The sequence below is a fragment of the Pleurocapsa minor HA4230-MV1 genome, assembly GCA_019359095.1.
GTDB lineage: Bacteria > Cyanobacteriota > Cyanobacteriia > Cyanobacteriales > Xenococcaceae > Waterburya > Waterburya minor.
This window is the reverse complement of the sequence record JAHHHZ010000001.1, coordinates 20,079-44,153: the sequence shown is the minus strand read 5'-3', so window position 1 is coordinate 44,153 and position 24,075 is coordinate 20,079. Positions and strand designations below refer to the sequence as shown.

Genomic DNA, 24,075 nt, shown 5'->3' with positions numbered 1-24,075 from the left:
ATTATGTTTCAAGCTTATTTTTTTTCACAACTAAACTACGGCAACGAGGCAGCGAGGCAAGTTTTAACTAAGTCTTTTAGACTAACTCAAAATACTGCTCGTTCATGGGATCGTCTTTGGGAAATTTCCGTCGATCCAGGGCAGCCATTGTGGCAGGCGTTAACGGAGCTAGGAGGGCTGATTGCCGCCTTATCTTTAATTTATTTGGCAGTTAAGGAATCAAACAACAAATCTCTTGGATTAGAAAGAGTGATTGATATGCTAAAGTTTCCTCTAGCAATTGGCATTCTCTTATCAGGTAACGGATTTATTTTAGCCAATCTAATCAAGGTTTTACGCGCTTTCAGTCAGTATTGGTTGAGTAGAATTCTTGAAATGACGTTTGCAGGAATTAGTATTAGCGATGCAATCCAAAAAGTACAAAACACTCTTGTAGCTAATTCTCGCGCCAGAGAAATATTTTCTGAATGTATTAATAAAAGCGGTTCAGAATTACAGGCTTGTCTTCAAGACCCTATCAAAATCGAACAGGCACAACAGCTTTCACAGAGTCTTTCTGGTAGTACATCACCGCTTCAAGATAATATTTTGGAACAGATTGCCCGTGGCGTAGTAACTCAGTTAGATTCTACTATTAATATTCCTTTTGTTAATTTATTCCAGTATATTTTGAGTACGCTCCAATGGTGTTTTGTCAACGCAATTGAGGCATCGTTATTACTTACAGCTTTATATGCTCCTGTTGCTTTAGGATTATCAACTCTACCGATTCAAGGACCAAATATCATCAAGTGGCTGTCAGGTTATATCTCTTTGTTATTAATGTCCCTCGGTTATGTAATCGTAGTTGGGTTTACCGCTAATGTCTTAGCTTTAACAGAACAAGCAGGACAACCTTTAGGTTCGGCAAGTGTCGATACCGCTTTTTTAGTATTTATCTCGCTCATTGCTCCTATTTTAGCGATAGCTATCTCTAAAGGTATAGGAGATGGATTATTCGAGGGGATCTCGCGAGCTACTAAGGCAGGAATAAATGCTGGAGGTGTTGTTGTTACAGGTGGAGGAGCTGCTGTCGCGAAAACGATTGCCGCAAAAATTGCGGCTAATAAAGCAACAAAAATCTCATGAATAAACGGAACAACTTAATTGAGATAAAATCAAAAACCGCTCTAATTGGAATAAAAGAAACAAATAAGGTCGTAGCATCTTTAATGGGTTTGACAGGTGCCTTATTTTTGTCCCTGTTAGTAAACTTGCTCCTGGTGGGTAACAATCATCAGCTTGCTACCAAAGAAAAAATCTTTGTCGAACAGCAGGATGGATCTACTCAAACTGCGATCGAACAAGACAGTGATTTCCGCTCTGAAGATGTTATTCGCGAAACAGTCAGCAATTGGCTTTACCTGACGTGGGAGTGGGACAGTCGTATCCCTGGCACTGAGGCTAGAGATAAAGGAGTCAAAATTAAGGAGGAAGGTGGCGATCGAACAGAATATTTGGTTCCTAGCCGAGTCTATACGGCTTCTTATTTGATTCAAACAGGATTTCGGCAGGAATTCCTCAAAAAAATGGCTAAATTGATACCTGATGAAGTGTATTCGGGTTCTATGACCTCACAATTTACCATTTACCATATAGGAGTGCCAATTAGAAACAAGAATCAATATGCAGTAAACGTTATTGGAACAAGGGTTGACCTTACTCAAGCAGGAGAAGAAAGACAAGCTCGATTTAATAAAAAAATTGTTTTAAAAACAATTGAACCTTATCGCAACGTTTTTGGCGCTGATGAGCCAAGCGCTTTTCGTAAACATTTAGCTCATTTAATGAAAAATGGACTAATCATTACTTCAATCCATAATTATGAATAGCACCCTAATTGACACTAGAAATTTAGAACAAGATCGGGGACTTTCAGATGCACAACTTCAAGAACTTGCCCAACAAAGTCAAGGTACAAATTCTATAGAAGAAAAGCCCTTAGTAGACGAAAAACAATTGCTTGTTTCCGACCGCCAAAAACAAAAGGATATAAAATGGCGATTTACTACAGTAGCTGTGGTTGCATCCTTCGCTATTTTTGCTTTGGTCTTAGTATTTTCTCTATATGGGAAAATATCAGGCGGTGGATCTGTATCTCAAAACAAACCGACTGAAAAACCATATTCATCAGCCCAGGCAAAAATCGTTCGCGAAGATAGCTTGAAGGCTGAAGTTGCCCTAAGCGACCAAGATGGCGATTTTAAAAAGGTTAAGCCGAAGCTAGTGGTAGAAAAACCTTTACCAAAGCCAACAGCACAGCCAACAGCACAGCCTGTTACTACTCAACCAGCACCAGTGCAAGCAGAAGTTGAAAAGGTTGAAGAAATTGAAGTTGACCCTTTGGAACAATGGGCTAAATTAGCCGATTTAGGTTCTGCTGTAGGCAATCGCGAAGCAGCTATATCTAATTTAAATAATGGTGATTTAGTCGCCACAAATGCTATTGATTCTGGCAGTCAAAGTGTTTCTAACTATACTTCTACAGTCGAACCTAAACAGCCTAGAAGCGTTCGGGAAGTAAGTACACTTAAGGTTGAAAAAACTGATAATGATAATACTGCCATTAAGCCCAGTGAAAAAGATAATTTTAATTTAAACAATATAATTACAAAGGAAGAAGGAACTAAAGTAGCTAGTGTTTCCATTGGAAAAAATACAATTGAAACCGAACAAACCGAAAATCAACCAAAACAATTTGCTTTAGATAGTCCAGCAGTGACTAAACTGCTTTTTGAAGACAAACCAGCAGACACTTATCTAGAAAAAAAAAGAAAGCAGTTTGATAAAGAAGATAGGTTAAAACAACTTGCATCAATGGGTGTTACTTCATCTGTCGAGCTAGCAAGTGTTAAAAATATTGATAATATTATTCAACGCCCGCTCGTTCCTCAAAACAGTGAGGAACGAGCGGGCGAAATATTACCTGTTCTTCCCAAAGATAATCAAGTTGAACTAATAAGTAATGTCCCAGTAGATAAAGATCCTCCCAATAGTCAGAAATCTCAGATTACATCAGAATCAATTGCTGATTCTAACGCTACTGCAACTAACAATAGTAAACAAGTCCCATTAGGCACGACTTTATCAGGAGAAGTTTCAAGTTCAATTATTTGGAGTGAGGGGATCGATCCTGGGCAATCCAGGGGCGTAATTAGTTTGACCGAACCTCTATTAGCTAGTGATGGCTCAATCGCTCTTGAAGCTAATTCAAGCTTAATTGTTGAAGTAACATCTGTTAATACCAGTGGCTTAACTTATCTAAATGCGGTGGCGGTTTCTTATGAAGATTCCCAGGGTATTTTAAAGCAAGAATTGCTCCCTCCTGGAGCAATTGTAATCAGGGGAGAAAATAATGGCCCTTTAGTCTCCGAGCAGACTACCGATCCTGGCGGTGCTGTTTTAGGTCAGGATGTTTTGATCGGATTGATGGCGGCTGGCGCAAAAGGTTTTGAAGAGTTGAATCAACCTGACGAGAATACAACAATTTCAGACGATTTCGTTATTCGTACCAGTAGCGATCGCAATTCTTCTTTACTCAATGGTGCTGCTGAAGGCGTTTTTACTGCGAGTAAGGAAAGATTGGATGAAAGATCGGAGCAAATCGTAGAAAGAGAATTGGCAAAGGTGCCAATCTATCACCTTGAAGCTGGTGAGCAAGTCACTATTTTTGTTAATTCATTTTTGGAGATTAATCGGTAAACAATGAAAATAAAGTACAGTCTAACGATTGCCGTTTTTAGTCTTGTGGCAAACATAATACCTGCTATGGCTGAAAATATTACTGTGGAGGATATAAAGGCACAGCAAGAACCAATTACGGCGGGTGTAGTTCCAGGGAAGAGTACACCGATTGTATTTAAAAACAATGAGATTATTGATTTTGTCCTGCTGTCAGATCAATCAAAAAATATTTATACCCCAAATGCTCCGATTGAAACAGGACAAGCTCGATCTCTATATGTCAGACAAATACAGACCCTAGATTTAGAAGGTACTACGACAAATGAATATCCTAATTTATTTGTTGAAACCGTTGATGGAGAAGGTAACAGACAAGAATATGAATTTATTCTCAATAATAATGATAGCGATCGCGACCGAATTTTTATCGAAGCTGCTCAACCCGAACCGATTCCTCAACCCAAACCGAAACCAGAGCCTGAAGTAGTTAACACGGTTAAAACTAAATTTGGAGATGCAACCCCCGAAGATATCAAACTGGGACTAGATACAAGTATCGCGCAAGATCGTATTAAACGCAATGAACCCTTAGCTGTAGCGATTGAAGAATATATCGCTCAAACAATGAACGGGATATCAACCACAGAAGCTTTAGAAAAAACAGGAATACCTCTTAGTGTCGTCCAGAAGCTTGGCACTCTGGGCCAGCAAGAAGATGCCAAAAGAAGATTACTACCATTAGAGCCAAATGGAAACTTTTATTGAAATACTTAATGATAGCGGACTCCTGGAGATATTATCCCAGCCCGACATGTTAATTCTGATCGCAATGGCATTGTTATTACAGCTATTTGCTGTAACGCAAAGTAAAAAAAGTAAGAGCGAACGGTCAGTTGCTCACTTCGCTGAAAATTGGACTAAATACCGACTAATTAGGACGGCGGCAAAACAACTAAAAGCACAAAATGTCAAGCATGTTTGTCTGTACTGTGGCTCTTTTAAAGATTGGCAATTAAATCCTCTAGTCATTTGGTTTTACTTATTGTTTCTCGGTCGTCCACCAGCCTTATTTGTACCGCACGCTAATCCTGGCATTCAAGTAGTTGGTGCGCCTGGAATGGGCAAAACCTTTAGCGTTATCGATCGATTGCTTGTTTCAGCCATCGATCAAAGCTATCCGATTCTTTTATATGATTATAAGTATGGCAATCCGAATGATGATGACGATCCCTCAGAACGTAAGGATGGACAAACACCATTTATCGGAGGGTATGCTGCTCGGCACGGATACAAAATCCGTATCTTTGCTCCTGGGAAGGACTATACGTGCATCATAAACGATCTGGATTTTTTAAAAAATGATTTGGATTTTACTATGTGTCAAACACTTGTAAGAACCTATGAATCAAGAGAAGCAAACGCTACTAGCAATAAATTTTTTGATAGCGCTTCGCAAGCATTATTAGTGACTGCTATTTTAGTAGCAAAGGGGTCAAAATTTCCCGACCTGGCAATGGCAGCAGCTATAATTCAAATGCCCGACTTGGGACAAAGATTAGCCTATGCAATCGAACAAGATCGATTGTCAGCTTGGCACGAACAAGGGTTTAGCCCTTATTTGTCCGTAGCTTTGAACAAGAACGATAATACAACTGCTGCTGGTATTCTGGCTGGAGCGCAAAACATAATATCAAAATTTGTCAGGCCAGACTTAGTATCATGCTTTGTAGGCAAGACAAATGTTTCATTAGATTTGGGCAGTAAAGAGCTTCTAATTTTTCAAAGCGATGAAGAGCGACAAGAAATTTTAAGTCCAATGAATTCAGCGAAAATTGAGTTAGTTATAAATCGCAATTTTCGTAAATCTAGAAAAATTCCGCTGGTTTTTTGTGTAGATGAATATCCAACTATAAAATCAATCCAATCAATAGATTGGCCTGCCAGACATAGATCGAAAGGATTAGTCATGATTTATGGCTATCAATCAGATCCCCAAATACTCGAAACTTACAACAGTAACATGGCTGGCAAGCTTAATGCTGGCATCAAAACTCGTTTTTGGTTTAACCCACAAAGCGAAGAAACAGCAAAAAAATGGTCAGATACTATGGGTAAAAGAGAAGTAAAAATTGTTAACGAATCTAAAACAATCAATTATGGAGGGCAAAAAAGCAAAACCATTTCTACCCATTACGAGTTAGAAGAACTTAGATCGCCTTCTAACATTTTAAAAATGAAACCTTTTAGCTGTATATATAAAAACGAAAATTCTCAAAATAAAAAAGAGGCTTTTATCCCTATAGATATCGATCGACTTCATGTTTCCCAAGAATATATCAAAATGCAAAATGAAACTGCTTTTATGTGGCATAACAATATTGAATCCTGCCTCATAAAACGAGAAAAACAGTATAGATCCAATCAACAGATAATTGGCGAACGGATATTGACCGATAGAAAAGAAGAAAGCTATAGAATGTTTCCTATGCCAGAAGTACCAATTTCTCCTAATTTTAATATAAATACATCAGAGTTTGACTTTATGGAATAAGCTAATGAATATTGAAAGTTTAAAAATATCTGAAAAAGTTAAAAAGCTTATAATCAATGATATTAAATTAATAAGTTTTTTAACTATTGAAGAAAAAAAATATCCATTTCCTCCTAATTTTATTCCCCAAAAAATAGAAATTAGATTGAATAATTTATTATGTGCGACATTAAATATTGACGACGACGAACAAATTCTTACAAACAAGACTAACTTTATTAAGCAACCAGAAATTATAGATTGGCGATTTGATAATGAATGTGGACTATTCATAATTTCTGGCATTGAAATTATTAATAGAACTGAAAATTTAGAAATTTTTAAAATAATTGATTTTAACATAACAAAACAATGAATATTGCAGTTTATAAAAATATAGCGATAGAAATGAACAAAGAATATTCTAGATTGCAAAGCATACTTAATAATCAAAAAGAAGCGCTTGTTAATATTAATACAATCGATTTTAATAAAAAAAGCGATCGAGATAATGAATTAAAAAATAAACAAGAAGAAATTGTACAAATAGCATTAGATTTAACAAATACTTCATTAAATAATCATGTTGATTATACTATTTCGCAAATTGGCAATTATCAGTTTTGGCGAAATTCTGAGTCAGTTGCAATTATTGATTCAGAATCGAATAAGCTAGTAGCATATGGAAAAGATAATGATTTTTTTCCAGAAATAATACCTATTAATGAAATAAATCTTCAATTAACTGAAAGCTTAATAAATAAAGTGTATGAGGCAAATCCAAAATTAATATTAGAATACGATCCTCAAATATTAAGCAATGTATATAATCATATCAAAAAAATAAATATAAGTCCGCCACAATCTTATAAAAGCCAAGAACAAAATAGTTTACTTGTTAATACTTATACTACTGTACGAGATTATCTTAAAAATATTTCAGTTAAATTAAATATTAATAATTTAATAAATTTTAGACAAACAATAAAGCTTCAGGCTGATATTATTAGAACTCGAATTATTAGCCAGCGTTTATTAATTCAAGCTAAAAACAAATTTGATTATGGCTATAAAAAAACTAATGAGCAAGAATATTATGTCGATCGTTACATAGTTCGCAAAATTGAGAATAATGCTTTTGAAATATATGACCCAAATAGAAAATTATTATTGGTTGGTTTTCCTGGGAAAGAAAACGTAGTCTTGCAAGGTAATTTAGGAAGTTATAATGAGCTGAGCAAAGCCTTAAAATCATTTAGTAATAATAGCATGTCAGTGATTGGAAATAAGCGAGTTGAAAAGCAATATCAAATATCTGTATTTAGTTTAATGAGGAAGTTAGCTAACTATGAAAACGGTAATTATCAATTCAAGTTAAATAAAGATAACATTTACATGAGAAAAAGTAAAAACGTAATAGAGTTAAATAACAATCAAGGTGCTAATCTACTTAGCGTAAGCCCAAAAAGCAAACAGGTGAATTTGTCCATAAGTGAAGTTTTTAACCTTAATAAGGCAATAGAAGAAGATCTAAATAACAAAAAACAGGATTTAATTATTTCAAATGTATCATTTACAGTTAAAAGCTACTTAGATATAAATCAGGTAAATAAAATTGAAAAAAATAATTTTGTCTTATCCTATAATCCAAAGTCTCAAATTATTGAATATCGGGATAAGTTAGATTTAAATAATAATTTTAAATCTCAAAAAACTTTAAATGGATGGAAAAGAGTTGAAGGGCAGATCACATCTGAAAAACACAAATATTTTGCTCAATTAAAAATTAAAATCGATTCTTTTCAAAATAGTAAAATTCATGATAAATCACAAAAATTATACTAACCTATTTAAATATTTAAAATATTTTTTAATATTAGTTTTGACTATTTTTGTACTATCTCAAGTAGGTAAAAAAGCTTCTGCTCAAACTTCTGAGAATTTCTCCAATCAAGAAGTAAAACTTTTTCCAGACTGGAGTAAATTTTCTTTTTCAAATTTAGACTCAATTAGAGAAGATGGTTTAGTGGAAAAGGAGGTCGATAACATTGTTGGTTGGAAAGCATCAAGAGAATGGAAAGTTAATGATAGTATCGATACTGTATTAAAATTAGGCGATTTACAAGAGTCATTTTCTCCACAGCTTTACAGCTTGGAAGATATTTATAATCATATAAAAGGTTCAGACCTTAGCCTCAATCGCGAAATATCTTCAATTCCTTTAGATATTTCCTTACAAGACTTTTCAATTGTTGGCAAACAGTCTTTAGAATCATTAGTAACTGCAATCCCTGAATTGGGCTTAGAATCAGCTTCTGATGTTAAGCCCATTGCTGATTTGTTAAGGCAAAATGGGTATAGTAGTGATTTAGATATTAAGATTGAGGAACTAATTAACGATCCCCAAATAAAAGATCTTCAGCTTAATTCTATCAATCTTCAAGAATACAAAATTGATTCTATTCCTGGTTTATCGGATACCCAACTTAAAAAATTTAAAAACTATAAAGATTCAAATATTTCTGATGTTCCAGGCTTAAATGAATTACCATTTTCTGAATACCCTAATCCAATTCAAGCAGAAATTAGCTTTGTTGCTAGAGTTGATTTTATTTGGGGGGATGCCGAATCTAATGCAAATAGAACTATTAGCGGTAGTAAAATTGATGGCTTCCAAGTTCCTTGCGACAATAATTGCGCTCACCTAGAACTTGATGATATCGAGAATTTAGGACGTAAGCTAGTTAGTGGATTTGAAGGAAATCAATGGATTAGGGGAAAAGATCATTGGGTAAATGGTGGCACTGGTTGTTTGAGTGGAGGGCGGGAACCAACTGGAATTCATCCTTTTGGAGATACTTTTAAAAGCGTTTTATGGGACACTCAGGAATCTGCTGATTCTGCACGAGTGGTTATGTATTTTAATATCAAAACTCAATGTGGTGATTCCGCTTACTTTATAGGACCTTTTCCTTTTCCTTTAGGAAATATCAAGATAAACGATCTGATTTTTTTAGGCTCTGGCAATTAAGTTTTTTATAACAAATTAAAGGTATCTAATTATTATGTTTGAAATTAACAAAAGATACATCAGGTTAATATACAAATTACTTTTGGGTTATGGATTATTTGTTGCAATTTATTGTTTTTGTAAATTAACGGCATTTGTTTAATATTAAGGTAGGATTTATCGAAATACGATTGTAAAAATAAAAGTGCTTCCAACTCCGACCTTACTCTTGACTTTGATAGAGCCGTTGTAAATTTTGGCAATTATATCTACTAAAAATAAGCCTATTCCTTGTCCCATTCTATAGGAAACATTCGCATCAAATATTTTCTGCTGATTTTTCTTGGGAATGCCTACACCATTATCTTTCACTGAAATTTCAAGACGTTTTCTAATTAATCCTCGATATAGCCTTGTTCTGACTCCTATTAAAGGGTTGTAATTAGGGTCTTTTCTATAATGAGGAGAAACAGCATAAAAGGCATTATTGAGTAAATTTTCAACCACTACAGTTAAAGCTAAAGTATCGATATATCCTGGAGATTCTAAAAGATTGCGATCGTATGTTCGCTGAATTTCTACTTCATAATCATAGTCATTATTATGAATAAAATCTTCAACTACACTATCAATAAAAGTATTTATATTAATTCTTTCTAAATTATTTTGCTTTTTTAAAAAATTAAATATAATAAAATTTTTAATTTTATTCTGATAGCTTGAAATGCGAGAAATTTCCTTGTCCGAATCTTCAGTTCTTTCTATGATAGATTCCGCTTTTTGCACATTATCAACATAGTCATTTTTTTTGATGGCATTAGCAAGCTCTTTTACTTCATCATTATTTGCTATAATTGGCTCTAAGCGATTACCCAAATAATGATTTAAGTCTCCAATAAAAGCTTGTAATAGCTCGATTCTTTCGTTTTCTCTTTTTTTATACAAATAATAGTTTGTGGTAAAATAAAGAATCCATGTGTTACCAATAGCAGTTGAAATAGGAAGCCATTGACCTACTTTGAAACTAAGAAAACTTAATGTAAATATGAATAGGTTAATAGCAACACTACATCCTAAAGTTAAAAAATATAAATTAATACTGCGAAGATTTTGATTCTGATAGGAAATATATATAATCGATACTGTTGAAATTATTATTACGAGTAATTCTTTAAATTTGGAAACTCGATTGATTAATAGCCGATTGTCAAGGGCAGCACTAATTATCGAACTAGCAACCTGTGCTTGAATTTCTACTCCATAAACTACAGATTGATTCCATCTATTTAAAGGAGTTACGTGTCTATCCGCCGTAGATGTTGCAGTTCCCCCAATAAAAACTAATTTATCTGTAAAAAAGTTTGCTGGAACACGGTTATTCAAAACTTCTATCACCGAAATTTTCCTAAATGCTGGATTTGCTTTTCGCCAATTCACTAGAAAATTAATACTGTACTGGTCATCGGCTGAGGCACCAAGAAAAGACTTCAAGGGTTTTAGGATAATCGCTACTCGATCTTTAAATATTTTTATGGCATGATGCTCCACTGGCTCGGCCGTAAAACCTACATCTGCTAAATATTCATATCCAAGCTTTACCCCCAAATATTCCAAACCAACAGCTTCTCCTTCTTTGGTAGTAAGCGGATAAGCATAGCTTCTTCTAACAATTCTGTCTTCATCAACTGGTAAATCTGATGCCGATACTCGATCTTTCTCTTCGAGGATTTTGGGTGCTGCTATAACTGGCTCGATAACTTTTTTGACGATAAATAAATTATTAGTATTGCGAAAAATATTATCTAAAGCGTGATAATATTTCAAGTTTTGTTCATCTGTTAGCTGAGGAGAGCTGACAGGAATGTCTCGATAAATATCCATGCCGATCTCCCTTGGTTTTTGCTCGATGATTTTTGCAAGCAATAAAGATAAAGTTCGATCGGAAATGATAGTTTCTTCAAAAGCTTCTATGTTTGTTTCGTCCCATTCTACGATAACAATACGCTCTTCCGTCACTTCAGGAGGTTTCAACCAGAAGTTAAAATCATAGATTATTAATTCCAATGGCTGTAGAATTTGACTCCACCCCAGAAACAAAGTGCTTAGAATTGCTGTAATTAGACCATATATAAAATATCTAATAAAATGATTCTCACGAATCTCCCGAAACTTTTCCAGCATAGACTACAAAATCGCTTTATTTATCCAAGACATCTTAGCTTATCCTAATCTTATCTTGCATAAACCCCACACAAGCGCAAATATTCTTGGTGTGGGGTTTATGTCACGAACCCTCCCTGTCTTATAAGCTACTCAATCTTTAAATTAACACTTTCTAATAACCGTTTAATAGAGCTTGGGTTCTCAGGATCTTTAATCATCATCGAAGCCTCTAAAGCATCGTACCAATATCCATTTTCTGCATAAATATTGACAACCTTAGCGCTATTTTTAGCTTTTTCTAGCTGATTTGCTACAGTAAAAGTAGCAGGTTTGTACTGAACTGAAGAAGTTAGCGTATCTTGATATTGAGAACTTCCCTTACAAGGGATCGCGACGTACCATAAATAAAGATTCTCCTTTTCAAGTTTAGTTTGTGTGGGCAATTCAATTGTATTGATTCCCAATTTTGGCCTAATAGAGGTTTCCATCACCGTCTCCGTAGTTTGAGAATTTACCAGAGCAAATTTTATCGGGATGCGCGAATCAACTGTTGAGTTTAAATACAGCTTGGGTTTGCTTTTAGCTGTTCTATGGACCACTTTCTGTTCGGGTACCAGCAGAGTAATTGAGTTTTGAGGAAAAGCTATTTCGCACTCAGAGCGAGTGCCACTGCCAACACTTCTTCTTTGCTCGACAATATGACCTCGATCTTCTTTATATGGGACGTATCTCCCTAAAGAAGCTATTACTTGAGAAGTAAAAGCTGAAAAGAGACAAGCTGTAAAAGATAAACTGAAAATTATTGTTTTTGTAAGCATAATAAACCCCTTATGTAGTTATTAACGTTGAAAAACTAAGTTAAAAGTTATCGCTTCTTCCGAAAAGTCTTTAGGCAAATCTGTTTTTACTAAAGGAACGCTGTAATCGATGTGAGCCTGAAGCCATTCCTTCAACTCCAAATCTAAACCGAGTCCAGCAGAAACTAATGTATCTTGTAATATTGTTTCTTCTGAATTATTCCAAATTGTTCCAGCATCTATAAATGGGACAATCTTGATGACTCCCCTCTCATTAGCAAAATTAAATAAAGGTATTTGTACTTCCACATTGGCGATCGCCCCATTATCTCCAATGCTCAAATTTTCTCGATAACCGCGAACGCTTCCATTGCCTCCTAAGCTAAGTTGCTCGATTGGCAGCAGCTTGTCACCACTTAGTTGAACATTAGCACCAATAACCAGAAAAATATTGTCAATTTTTTTAATCCATTCCCCTTGTCCCTGCCAACTCCAAAAAATCCCATCTATACCAGTTTCCGTAACTGTAGCTCCTAATAAATCTACTCCTAAATTAAACTGAGAGCGTACCACAAAAGAATTACTAGCATTTTTAGTTGAAAACTCTTGACCTAAGCGTAGAGCGCTAAGTGTAACTTTACCATCGTCTAGACCTTTAGTAAAAGCAAAAGAAAAATCATCAACTAAAGTTTGTGTTTGTATATGTTCCGCAGCAACTTCAAATGTTAGATTACTATTCCTGCTTAATGCAACAGGTTGCCTCAAACTCAATTTAAACAATTGTAAATCTGACTGGATATCAATAGCACTAGCTATAGGCTCCTCTACAATTTTTGAGTCGGCATTAGAATAGCTAAAATTTATAGTGCCATTTTGAAAGTTAAAAGGAATACTATAATTAACTCCGTATCTAACTAGCCCACTTTTGGCAGTTCTACTATAGTTAATAGAAAGGTAGTCTCCATATCCTAGTAAGTGATACCTCAAGCTGCCCGTCCCTCCCCAACCTCCTATAGAAGGAGAAAAATAGTTATTCAAGCTTAATTGTGAAGTTAATGCTCTATTTTCTTCAACATCGAGAATTAAGTTATTTCTATTAGGAGTCAACCGAACTAACTCGCCGCTTATTTTTTTTATTGCTGGATCGTCGTTTAACTTTCCCAAAGACAACAGTAATGTCTCTTTATTTAAAGGTTCACCTACGGGAAGACGCGAAGTTATATAACTCTTCTTTAACTTAAACCTGCCTCGTATTTCCACTTGCGCTAATTTTGCTTCAACAACTTGGATTGTGACAACTCCATTCTTGAACTGTTGCTGCTTTAAAAATGCCCCACTACTGATATAGCCTCGATTGACATAGAAGTCGGTGATCTCTGACCTCAGTTGAAGAAGCCTATTTAAAGATACAGGCTGATTTGGCAACGGAGTAAGTACTTTTTTCAATTCCGAGTCGGAAAATACAGTATTTCCCACAAACTCGATTCTTTTTACTTTTATTAATTTTGGTTTTGAATTATCCCGTGCCAAAGCTGAGGAATTGTTCAATAGTTGCCAAACTCCAATGAGTATAATTACCCGTATTATAGACTTATACATTCAATAAATTTCTTTAGCTCTTAGCCAATTTAAATATTTTATTTAAGTTAAATTAACATTTAAACAAAATTATTGTATCATTATTAGTTACTATCGTTCTTATTTATCAATAAATGCAATTTTAATTCTCGCCATAAATTTTTTAGTTTTAGAAAGCTATGAAAGTTAAAAATAAAGATAAAGAAAATTTAGTTTTAATTGTGGACGACGAAATTTGTACGAGTAAATTTCGCAAAAAAGATGTACTGAGAGATCTTGAGTTACCTGCCGAACAAGTTCTTTTTGCTGCAAATTATGAAGAGGCTTTAAAGCTTTGGGAAAAAAATGACATTGCTATTTGCTATGTCGATTATAGAATTCCCAGAAATAACGAACCTTACGATTATCAAGAAATAAAAGATGAATGGAAAAATAAGGGCTGGGGATTAGCTTTTATATCCTATTTAAGTTCATTAAACCATAATACAAGTATAGTTGTCTACTCAGCTTACGTAGACAAAGCATATCTACAAAATCAAGCTGAAGAATTTGAGGATCGAGTTACTGCATTCTATGGCAAGCCTAATTACCAAAAAAATTATAGAAAACAACATTATTTAGACGCAATCAAAACTCTTGAAACAAGAAAGGAAAGTGTTTTTGACTATCATACTCTAGATGAGACAACTCAAACTTTTATTCATGAGAGAACTCAAAATATTAGAGTTTTAATTGCTGATAACTTAGCTAATTCAATGAAAATTGGAAAGTATATGTTAGATATTAAGGCTAAATTAGAACACGGTCAGTTTCTTGGCTGGCTTAATTTTGAATTTGGAGAAAGTTTTGGTTATCATACTGCCAATAGGTTTATGACACTTTACGATCGATTCAAAGATTATAATATAAAAGATTTGTCTAACATTAAAATTTCCGCACTGTATAATTTAGCAAAAGTACCTGATGAATTAGTAGAAGAGGTCATAAATGACGTTAAATCTGGAAAATCTACTATTAATGTAGAGTCTTCAAAAAAATTATTAACTGAATACAGAAAACAAAGAAAGTTAGGCAACTCTCTTTCTCAAACAGAACCCACAGAAATAGTTGAAAAATCAACTGTAACTAACGAACTTCAGATAGTTCAAGCTGCCTCAACTGCTATTACTTCAGCTAAAGAACAGATACTTAAAGTAATTCGTCAGCCGCAAAAAAGCTGGAATATAGACCAACATTCTGTATTCGCTTTAGAGCCTAGTTCTAACGAGTTTATTAACAAGTTATCTCAAACAGTATCTTTATGCCTTTCTTTCCCCCCTGTTGCTAATTGGCAATGTCCATTTAACAGTACAACACAAAACATTTTTTATAGCCACCATGATGATTTAGACAATATGGAATTACTGAAAATGGTCGATCAAGCAGTTTCTCTATCGACCGATAGATCTGATATTGTCGTGGTATGTTATATCCCGCATCCTGGAATTTTATCAGTTATAGACAATCTTGAATGTAAAGCTATTATCGTCGATCCCGATTTGGATAAATGCTTAGAATTAGTTGAGTTCTACAACCAGGTTAATTCTCGATCTACATGAACTACTGTTCAAATTTAGCAAATTGAGAAATTTAACTTAAATTTTCAATCTCGTATATTTGCACTCGATCGGTATTAATTACTTTCATTTTTATACTTTAAACAGAGTAATATAAAATCAAAGGTAATGACAAAAAGTATGTTAGAATTATTTCCCGATCAAATCAATCCAGCTTATGAAATTCTTAAAGTAGCTTCGTTGTTAATTGAACGAGAAGCGGAACCTCTTACTTTTTTCCTGTCACCACAAGATGTTGAGTTGCAAAAAAATTCATATTCGATTGCTAATAAAATTACTAAATCTGGAAATTATCTAACTGTCAAATCTAATGACGAAAGAATGAGCATCGAAATGCTCGATGGAAATTTAGTTTTCGCAGTTGGTATTGAAGAAGCAGATATTACCTATTGGCAGAAGCTAGAGCAAGATTTATGTAGTTGAATCGAGCTAGTCGTGCTGCGTTTTTTATCTTTAAAATAGGTTTTCAATAACCCCTACCTCGTCCCGTTAGGGCAGGTAGGGGTTATTGAATCCTCTCAGCCTTGGCGACGCGGAGCTAGTGCTTTAGCGCAAAGCCGAAGACTGAGTATCCTCTCAACATTTTATGATGAATGGTAATTATATAAGATCGAGTAAAACAAATCCTTGCCCTTGTTGCTTGGGTACTTCTGCAAAATGTCTCAAGGCTACGATCGTGTTTAGTACCCCAAGCCAAAGTAAAAAATTAGGAATTGAGGGAGAACATCTGCTGTGCATGAATTTACGTGGCGATACAAATTATTATAAATTTACTGGCGAAACTGCAAATGGAGCTTGGGGCAAATATATCAGCCATGAATTGTCAGCAGAATTATCTAGTGAGTGGAGTAATTCAAATAACGATATATCGTCACTCTCTGCTCAGAAGAAAATTGAAATTGAAAATCTACATCGAGAGAGACTAAAAGCAAAAGCCGAACAAAACAAACAAGCAGTAGAAAAATGGCGAAATGCTTTACTAAATGAGGACGACCGCGATCGCGAAATTAGAAAAGTGCTTCAATCTCTATCAATTTCAGATCGAGATTATGAGAATTTAAAACAGAGGGGATTTAGTCGAGAACAAATAATAGACTATCAATATAAGTCAGTACAAGCCGAACAACCAATTGAAAAAACTAGCAATTTACTAGCTGGGGTAACTGCTGATGGACATAACTTATCTCTCAAAATTCCAGCTTTACTTATTCCCATCAAAAATAATAGAGGCAAATATACAGGCTGGCAATACAGAGGCCATACTACTTCAAAACATAAATATTTTTGGGCAAAGACTGAGGTAGAGTCGAGGGACTATAATATTACCTCCCATGATAAGAAAAATTTAGAGCTACCCCTTGCTTATTGTTTACCTCATTCTGGTCGGTTAGATTCTGAGTATATAGGACTTACCGAAGCCATTGGTTTCAAATGTCAGTTAGCTGCCAATAAATACAATCAAATAGTTATCGGAGCTTCGGGAGGTCTATTCACTAGTTCTCCAAAAACATTTGAGGAATATTTAAGTTCGGCATCAAAAACTCTGAATTCTCAAAAAGTTGTCCTCTATCCCGATGCAGGAGCCGTTAAAAACCCTGCTGTCATTAGGCAGTATGCCCGCGCTATTGATTTTTTGCAGCAAAAAAAATACAGCCCGCAGTTTGCTTGGTGGGGGCAAACTGATAAACAACAGCACCATGATATTGACGAGAGAGAAGACAGGCAGTTTTTAGCAATCAGTCCTGATTATTTTTATAATTTAGGGAAACTATACAGTGGATATCATCCGAGGGACGAACTTCAATATCGCCACAAAGTTAATAGGGCTATCGGCAAAAACGATCGGGTCAATATTAATGTCTCTAATTCAAAGGAGCAGGAACGTATAGCCAAAGTTACCAGCGTATTAGCAAATTATCTAAAACTAAATCAAAAATCAATTTTGGAAAACCAAAGCAGTATTCTTGGTATCGACTGGAAAACCAAGACTATTGTTTTCCAAAATAAAATAGATCAATCTGAATTTTTACGAGCGGAGTTTGAACCAAATCGAAAGGTTTGGATAGACAAAGGAAGTAACTTAAGTCCTCAAAAAGAGCAACAAATTTTTGAAAGTATCGTCCCCAAACTTGAAAACAAACAAAAAAATATATGCCAAAGAACTTACTAGTCGTCGAAAGTCCAGGAAAAATCAAGAAGATATCGCAGATATTGGGTGTTAACTGGCTCATTAAAGCTAGCATCGGTCATTTTCGCATTTTGGCTAACGATGGGGAAGATAACTTGGGCTTTGATTTTGTTGGCGATCGCATTTCTATGCGGTTTCAGCCAAAAGATCTTAAATCCCAAAAAACAATCGAGGAATTAAAAGAAGCTGCGGGTAAAGTGGCGAAGGTTTTTATCGCCACTGACCCAGATCGCGAAGGAGAGGTAATTGCTTGGCATCTTTGGGAGATTCTTAAAGGTGTCAATCGCAATATTGTTAGAGTAACTTTTGCCGAAATATCCGCAAATGCTGTCAACAAAGCGATCGCCTTTCCTCGTCAGCTCGATTCCCACCTTGTAGACGCGGGTTTGGCTAGATCTTTACTAGATAAATTAGTTGGTTTTAAAGGCTCCCCACTGGTTTGGAATCTGGGAGCCAAAAGCATTGGTCGAGTTCAATCGGCAGTCTTGCATCTTGTTTGCGATCGCGAAAAAGAAATTAATAATTTCCAGCCAGAGGATTATTTTTCTGTTTTCGTAAAATATGCAGAAGGGTTTAGATCTTTCTATAGTTATGGTGGCAGAGCATCCAACGTAACTCCAAATGAATCAGAAAATGAATCAGAACTAGAAAAGCCGCAGACTGAATCTACCAGAATTTATCAACGATTTCAAGCAGAAAATTTGGTTGAAATAGCAAAGAGTTGTCCCCACAAGATCGTTCGAGTCGAGCAAAAAACAACCTCTAAAAATCCTCCTCCTCCTTTGATCACTTCTTCTCTACAACAAGAGTCTGGCTCAAAGTTAGGGCTGAGTCCAGATCGCACTATGAAAGTTGCCCAGTCTCTCTATGAAAAGGGCTTGATCACCTATATGCGAACAGATTCGGTAGTTCTTTCCGAAGAATTTTGTGACGCGGCCAAAGCTTGGCTTGAAAACAAAGATCCGCAAAATGTTTTGGAAAAACCGAGAAAACACCAAAAAGCTAAAAATAGTCAGGAAGCGCATGAAGCCATTCGTCCCAGCGATTTGAGCTATTCCTCTGTTAAACTCAAACAAGAAATAGGGGATGAAGAATTCAAGCTGTATCTCTTAATTTGGAAAAGAGCGATCGCTTCTCAATGTCGTCCAGCTTTAATCGATCGGACTATTGTTTTATCACAATCAGGTTCGGTATTTTGGCAAGCGAAAGGTCAGATGGTTAAATTCATAGGTTATGCCAAATATTGGAATAACCTTAGTGCCGATAGCCAATTGCCTACTCTCTTACCAGAACAAACTCTTGAACTATCTAAAGCTGAAATTGAGTCCAAAAGAACTTCTCCCCCATCACGCTACGGTGAGCCTCAATTGGTAGCTTTAATGGAAAAAAAAGGTATTGGAAGACCCAGCACCTACTCATCATCAATTAAGACGATTAAAGCTCGCTCCTATGTCAAGATTAGCCAGAACAAGCTAATTCCTACCGAACTGGGCATGACAGTGGATTCTTTTCTGGGCAAAAACTTTGCCGATTTGATCGATGCTCAATTCACTGCTGGCATGGAAGCTTCATTGGATGAGATCGCTCAAGGAGAGAAGAAATGGCAACCTTATCTCACTAGCTGGAATCAGACTTATTTTTCCCCAGCCTTAGCGCTCGCCAAACTAACCTTGCCAGAATCTAACCGAAAACCCAAAGGAACTACAATCCTATCGGAATACAAATGTCCCGTCTGCGACCAGAATCTCGAACAATACAATTATCTTAAAGAAAATGAGCAGAAGTCTTTGTTGCGCTGTTGTGACCCAAAATCTAGGAATAAATCTAACCACAAGCAAGTCGTATTTTTTTTAACTCGTAATGATAATTGGTGGAGCAAGAAGTACGGGGAGCTTGGAGAGCCAACATCTCAGCAAAATTTAAAAAAGAAATGTCAGTCTACGAAAAAATCTTCTCCAATCAAATTAAAGACCCAACAAAAATAACCGATCTCTCGCTAATAAAAACATTTAACGAATGTGAGCGGGAATTCTCCCTCAAAACGACGATAGGAGTTTAGTGGGAGATGATAGCGAAGCGGCGGCTTTTTTGGGGGAAGCTTCCCACGGTCGCGTTTTGGTCGTGGGGGAGGCTGGGGTTTCCCCAGCATCTCCAACCACGGCGTTGGGTAAGAGTATTCTTACCCAAAAGCCGACCTACAAAAAACGCGCCTTCTGAACACTAGGTAGTTCATGTAGTTAGTTTGCAAAATAGTCCTAAAACGTTATGATGTTATCAGAGAAAACACTTAGATTAAAATCTTCTACTAAGATACTCGGACTTTCATCAAAAAATTATCCTACTTAAATATTACGCCGTCATCAATTTCTCGCTCGAACAAGGGTTTAATGTTCGGTCGAGCGAAAAACTAAAAACAACTTAAAAATATTAAGGATTGCGATCGATTAAAGCCAAAAACCCTAGCAATTCGATCTAAAAGACGATCCCTAGCGGTTTAAAACTGGTTAGATGACTCTAATAGAGTTACAATCTTAACCAGCTAATTGGATTTTATTCAATCTAGTAAAAAACCACTGAACACCGATAGAGAACTGTAGGAGGTTTAATCGGCGTTCTATTTAAGTAGCTCCCAAGAATGGGAAAAGTCCCGATTAAGGGAAGGAGGAAAGTCAGAATGTAACAATTAACTATCCAAATTTAATGACCGATCAGCTAAAGAGCAAATTATTAAAAATAATTGCGCTGGTCTTTTTGCTGCCTTCTGTTTGATTGTACCAATCAAATTACCTGTTTGACAAGTTTTGACAGACAAATTTTGCTGCGTACACAAATTTAAACCCAGAAAGTAGTCAGCACAAGGACTAGCCCTAACTAGGCTTAGTAAAGAATTATTTAGCTGAGGAAATTAGAAAAAAGGTTGTTTTCTGTTATCCGAATCAAAAACACAAATTTCAATTCTTTTCTTTCTCGACGGCAATCGAGAAACAGACCAACCCCAATCTCAATAATTGAATCTCTATTATGACTCGAACTGGGGGTCTAGAGCAAGCTTAATTTGAGTGGTTTTTGATTTGGGTAATACACAAACAACCAGAAACAATCAACATAGTTATCTGGAGAAGCTTGTGCTTTTTAAAACACACAATCAAGAATGGCTTAATTCAGCCGTCAGCCAAAGTATTATCGATCTAAATGTTGTATCCCTGCAAGATTTTGAACCTTATGACCGAATTTTGTACGGAATTGCCCAAAGCGATCGCCGTAATGATGGTAGAATACGCGATAGACTACTAAAAAGATACCAACACACAGAAAAAGGCGGTTGGTGGGTATCTGGAATAGATTTATTCACTGGCGAAGATTCAAGTTGGGGGCAATTTAAGCCAGATATCCCTTATCGCTATCGGGAGAAAATAGGGAAAGGATTTAGCTGCGATCGATACAAAAACAAACTCATCAAGTATGAGACACCAAAGAATGTACCCACTGAGTTAATCGCTCTTAAAGTCAGTTTCCTTGATAGCTGGAATATTGTAAAAAATCAAAATGAGGCAGTAAAAAATGAATGGATTAAGAGAATTCAGGAGAATTGGACATTTGACTCAGAAAAAAGAGGCAATGTTCGAGGTCGATCGATTCGGACAGTTGATTCCAATAACAGAAGATGCTTATCCAGAAGTGAGACGACAACTACAGAAAGTAGAGGAACTGACGGCGCGTACAAGCCCACGGGGCTTTCAAGGACTCGAATGCAATTCGAGTCACAGCCCCTCCCGAATGAATTCGGGGGACAGCGCCTTGACAGCCAAGAATCGACAGAAGCTAAATTCCTTAGAGAACTTCAAGAAGCTTGTGCAGGAAGAGAATATCGCAAAATCGATCGATTACTTCAGCCAATACGGAATAAGTTCAAATATAATCCAGAACAATTTAGAAACACTGATAGCAGAGGAGTTGAGAGACTTAGCAAGATAGAAGATCGAGGTTTCTGGCCTTGGTTCATCGAGACTCCCCAAATTCCTCTTATTCTTACTGAAGGCAGCAAAAAAGCTGGAGCGATAATTTGTGCTAACTATGTAGGAATCGCCTTACCTGGAATTTACAATGGTTATCGTCAACCCAAAGATGAATGGGGGAATAAAGTAGGTACTCCTCGCCTAATTCCCCAACTTGAATTATTGGCTAAGGGTGGAAGAGAAATAATCTTCTGTTTTGATAACGATACTAAACCTGAAACAGTTCAAAATGTTCGTACTGCGATCGCCAAAACAGGAACTCTCCTACAACTCCAGGGAGCTTCTGTCAGCGTCATCACCTGGAGCGATCTAGAAAAAGGAGTAGACGACCTTATTGCAGCAAGAGGAATTGACTATTTTAAATCTCTTTACCAAGCTCGAACTTCCCTATCAAATTTCAAGTTGAAAGCTGCGTTAGATATTTCTAAATACAAGCCATTATTAGTCAATCAAAGATATCTTGGGGATAATTTAGTTCCTCCCGAACATGCTCGACTCATTGGTCTAAAATCGCCAAAAAACACAGGTAAGACTGAATGGCTATCTCGTATTGTGCGACGGCTACTTTTAAAAGGTAAGCCCTGCTTAATTATTACCCACAGAATTCAGCTTGCCAAAGCTTTATGCGCCAGATTTGGCGTCGATCATATTGAAGAAGTCAAAAATAGTGAAACTAGAGGAATACTGGGATACGGGCTTTGTATAGATTCTCTTCACCCTAATTCTCAAGCTCATTTTAATCCTGAAGATTGGTCGGAATCTGTAGTAATTCTAGACGAAGCAGAACAGGTAATTTGGCATCTACTAGACAGTTCTACATGCCAAAGTAATCGTGTAGAAATTATCGAAAATTTTCAAAAACTGCTCAGAACAGTCGTTTCTTCAGGAGGTCAAATTTATTTAAGCGATGCCGATTTATCAGCGATCGCCCTTGACTATGTAAATGATTCCATCGGTTTTCCCGTCAGCACTTGGGTCGCCCAAAACGTTTATCGTTCGCCAATCAAGCGTAAATTAATTTCTTACACGGGAAACGATCCTCGTGAATTAATTGCTACTTTAATTAAAACTATCGAACAAGACCGCAAAGTTTTTGTCCAAACCACTGGTCAAAAAGCTAAAAGTAAGTGGGGTTCTACCAATTTGGAACTCGTACTCAAACAAAGGTTTCCCGACCGTCGAATTCTCAGAATCGATCGAGAAACTGTATCCGAACCAGGGCATCCAGCAATGGGCTGTATGGCAAATTTAGACCATATTCTTAGCAGCTACGATATTGTAATTGCGTCTCCAATAATTGAAACTGGGGTATCTATCGATATCAGAGGTCATTTTGATTCAGTTTGGGCAATCGCTCAGGGAGTTCAAACTGTTGATGCTGTGTGCCAAACTATCGAACGCCTGAGAGAAGATGTGCCTCGCCATATCTGGATCAAAACAACTGCTAAAGGAAATCGTATTGGTAATGGTTCGACTTCGGTAAAAGGCTTACTCAAATCTCAGCATAAGTTGACTCAAGCCAATATTATGCTTCTTCAACAAGCTTCTGTTGAAGATTTTGACGGTCTTGAGGTTAATTTTTCTCCCGCCTCATTCTGGAGTTGGGGCAAAAGAGCCTGTGTTGTTAATGCTGGCAAAAATAATTATCGAGATTCAATTCTTGCTAAACTTGTTAGTGAAGGTTATGAATTAGAAAAGCCAGTCGAGTTAGAAGATCTCGATGATACCAACATCATCAAACAAAAAGTCGTACAGGTGTGTCAAGAAAATTATCGTAGTTTTTGCCAAAAAGTATCGACAGCACCAACCTTATCCGAGCGAGAATTAGAACAGCTCGATTGTCAAAAAGCTAAAACGGAAACTGAAAGATTGGCAGAAAGAAAAGGAAATTTGAATAAACGCTATGGCATTGAGGTGACACCAGAACTGGTAGAAAAAGATGATTCTGGCTGGTATTCTCAGTTACAACTGCATTATTATCTAACTGTCGGCAATATTTATTTAGAGGGACGCGATCGGCGATCGCTTTTACAGATGTCGAAACAGGGTAACGGTAAAGTATTCAAACCCGACATTAATAATCGACAGCTATCAGCACCAATTAAAGCTTTAAAAATTTTATCAATCGAGCAGTTTTTAGAGCCAGAGCGAGAGTTTACCGCGTCCTCTTTAACTGACTGGCTAGAGATGATTATAAGATTTCGGCACGAACTTAAATCTCTGTTAGGTGTAAGTGTCAATCCAGAAAAAGATTCGGCGATCGCAGTGGCTCAAAGAATTCTTAAGCAGCTTGGGTTAAAACTCGAATTTAAATGTTGGCGTGGCGATCGCTCGTCTAAGCAGCGTGTTTATGGTGGCTGTAATGTTGACCCTGACAAAAGAGGTGAGGTTTTTAATAACTGGTTAGCTCGTGAGTCAAGACACGATCGAGATACGGTTCTCACCCTTTCGTAA

Annotated in this window: 17 protein-coding genes; 14 read left to right on the top strand and 3 right to left on the bottom strand. The window is 36.3% G+C overall.

Annotated features, from left to right (window positions below; genetic code table 11):
- The first annotated feature begins 3 nt into the window (after positions 1–3).
- From KME09_00195 to KME09_00160, 8 genes are read left to right on the top strand one after another with little or no spacing between them, the layout of a single operon-like run.
- Positions 4–1,128, top strand: coding sequence for a hypothetical protein (locus KME09_00195; GenBank protein MBW4532339.1), 1,125 nt, complete (start codon positions 4–6; stop codon positions 1,126–1,128).
- Positions 1,125–1,871 carry a hypothetical protein gene (locus KME09_00190; protein ID MBW4532338.1) on the top strand — a complete coding sequence of 249 codons (747 nt, stop codon included), beginning with the start codon at positions 1,125–1,127 and terminating at the stop codon, positions 1,869–1,871. The genes KME09_00195 and KME09_00190 overlap by 4 nt, the downstream gene beginning before the upstream one ends.
- Positions 1,864–3,741 carry a hypothetical protein gene (locus KME09_00185; GenBank protein ID MBW4532337.1) on the top strand — a complete coding sequence of 626 codons (1,878 nt, stop codon included), beginning with the start codon at positions 1,864–1,866 and terminating at the stop codon, positions 3,739–3,741. Before KME09_00190 ends, KME09_00185 begins: the two co-directional genes overlap by 8 nt.
- Positions 3,742–3,744: 3 nt before the next feature.
- Positions 3,745–4,488: a hypothetical protein gene (locus KME09_00180; protein MBW4532336.1), complete on the top strand. Its 744-nt coding sequence runs from the start codon at positions 3,745–3,747 to the stop codon at positions 4,486–4,488.
- Positions 4,472–6,274 (top strand): type IV secretion system DNA-binding domain-containing protein, encoded by a 1,803-nt coding sequence (locus KME09_00175; protein ID MBW4532335.1) that lies wholly within the window; start codon positions 4,472–4,474, stop codon positions 6,272–6,274. Before KME09_00180 ends, KME09_00175 begins: the two co-directional genes overlap by 17 nt.
- A 4-nt stretch (positions 6,275–6,278) precedes the next feature.
- Entirely contained in the window at positions 6,279–6,629 is a 351-nt protein-coding gene (locus KME09_00170; GenBank protein MBW4532334.1) for a hypothetical protein, read from the top strand.
- The gene (locus KME09_00165) at positions 6,626–8,098 is read left to right on the top strand and encodes a hypothetical protein (GenBank protein ID MBW4532333.1); all 1,473 of its coding nucleotides are present in this window, start codon (positions 6,626–6,628) and stop codon (positions 8,096–8,098) included. The genes KME09_00170 and KME09_00165 overlap by 4 nt, the downstream gene beginning before the upstream one ends.
- Positions 8,073–9,284, top strand: coding sequence for a hypothetical protein (locus tag KME09_00160; protein ID MBW4532332.1), 1,212 nt, complete (start codon positions 8,073–8,075; stop codon positions 9,282–9,284). The genes KME09_00165 and KME09_00160 overlap by 26 nt, the downstream gene beginning before the upstream one ends.
- A 156-nt stretch (positions 9,285–9,440) precedes the next feature.
- Here KME09_00160 and KME09_00155 read toward each other — a convergent pair whose 3' ends face one another.
- From KME09_00155 to KME09_00145, 3 genes are all read right to left on the bottom strand, one after another.
- A complete protein-coding gene (locus KME09_00155; GenBank protein ID MBW4532331.1) occupies positions 9,441–11,444 on the bottom strand; it encodes a CHASE2 domain-containing protein in 2,004 nt (667 codons plus the stop codon).
- A 128-nt stretch (positions 11,445–11,572) separates the two neighbouring features.
- The gene (locus KME09_00150) at positions 11,573–12,244 is read right to left on the bottom strand and encodes a DUF928 domain-containing protein (protein ID MBW4532330.1); all 672 of its coding nucleotides are present in this window, start codon (positions 12,242–12,244) and stop codon (positions 11,573–11,575) included.
- Positions 12,245–12,265: 21 nt separating this feature from the next.
- The gene (locus KME09_00145) at positions 12,266–13,771 is read right to left on the bottom strand and encodes a BamA/TamA family outer membrane protein (protein ID MBW4532329.1); all 1,506 of its coding nucleotides are present in this window, start codon (positions 13,769–13,771) and stop codon (positions 12,266–12,268) included.
- Positions 13,772–13,980: 209 nt separating this feature from the next.
- Here KME09_00145 and KME09_00140 point away from each other — a divergent pair, with 209 nt between their 5' ends.
- From KME09_00140 to KME09_00115, 6 genes are all read left to right on the top strand, one after another.
- A complete protein-coding gene (locus tag KME09_00140; protein MBW4532328.1) occupies positions 13,981–15,399 on the top strand; it encodes a DUF3102 domain-containing protein in 1,419 nt (472 codons plus the stop codon).
- 126 nt (positions 15,400–15,525) lie between these two features.
- Complete coding sequence (locus KME09_00135) at positions 15,526–15,840, top strand: hypothetical protein (GenBank protein MBW4532327.1); 315 nt, start codon at positions 15,526–15,528, stop codon at positions 15,838–15,840.
- A gap of 253 nt (positions 15,841–16,093) precedes the next feature.
- Positions 16,094–17,587 carry a hypothetical protein gene (locus tag KME09_00130; protein ID MBW4532326.1) on the top strand — a complete coding sequence of 498 codons (1,494 nt, stop codon included), beginning with the start codon at positions 16,094–16,096 and terminating at the stop codon, positions 17,585–17,587.
- On the top strand, positions 17,569–19,590 hold the full coding sequence (gene topA / locus KME09_00125; protein MBW4532325.1) for a type I DNA topoisomerase: 2,022 nt from the start codon (positions 17,569–17,571) through the stop codon (positions 19,588–19,590). Before KME09_00130 ends, topA begins: the two co-directional genes overlap by 19 nt.
- A gap of 73 nt (positions 19,591–19,663) precedes the next feature.
- Positions 19,664–19,822, top strand: a complete 159-nt coding sequence (locus tag KME09_00120; GenBank protein MBW4532324.1) for a hypothetical protein — start codon at positions 19,664–19,666, stop codon at positions 19,820–19,822.
- Between the two features lie 908 nt (positions 19,823–20,730).
- Positions 20,731–24,075 carry a DUF3854 domain-containing protein gene (locus KME09_00115; protein MBW4532323.1) on the top strand — a complete coding sequence of 1,115 codons (3,345 nt, stop codon included), beginning with the start codon at positions 20,731–20,733 and terminating at the stop codon, positions 24,073–24,075.